Origin of the sequence: Chromohalobacter sp. HP20-39 (assembly GCF_033052815.1) — a bacterium.
Classification (GTDB): domain Bacteria; phylum Pseudomonadota; class Gammaproteobacteria; order Pseudomonadales; family Halomonadaceae; genus Chromohalobacter.
Window position 1 is genome coordinate 1 of record NZ_JAWHTP010000301.1, and the last position, 356, is coordinate 356.

Below are 356 nucleotides of genomic sequence, written 5' to 3' on the forward strand. Positions count from 1 at the left end.
GATGTGGTGCCGGTGGATGGCCAGAAATGGGACAGCGATCCGTTCAGCCCGGAAGTGCGCGACGGCAAGCTCTACGGCCGTGGCACGTGCGATATGAAGGGGTTCATCGCTTCGTCGCTGGCGCTGGTGCCGTCACTGTTGCAGGCCAGGCTGCGTGAGCCGGTGCATCTGGCGTTGTCGTACGACGAAGAAGTCGGTTGCGTGGGCGCGCCGCGCATGATTGAAGACCTGATCGCGCGCGGCATCAAGCCTGCCGGCTGCATCGTCGGCGAGCCCACCTCCATGCGCCCCATCGTTGCTCACAAGGGCATCAATGCTTACCGCTGCCGCGTGCATGGCCGCGCCGCGCATTCGTC

1 protein-coding gene is annotated in these 356 nt (G+C 65.2%); it reads left to right on the plus strand.

Annotated features, from left to right (window positions below; genetic code table 11):
• Positions 1–356 (plus strand): M20/M25/M40 family metallo-hydrolase (locus RVY79_RS18085; RefSeq protein WP_317465910.1); only part of this gene is annotated, 356 nt, incomplete at both ends.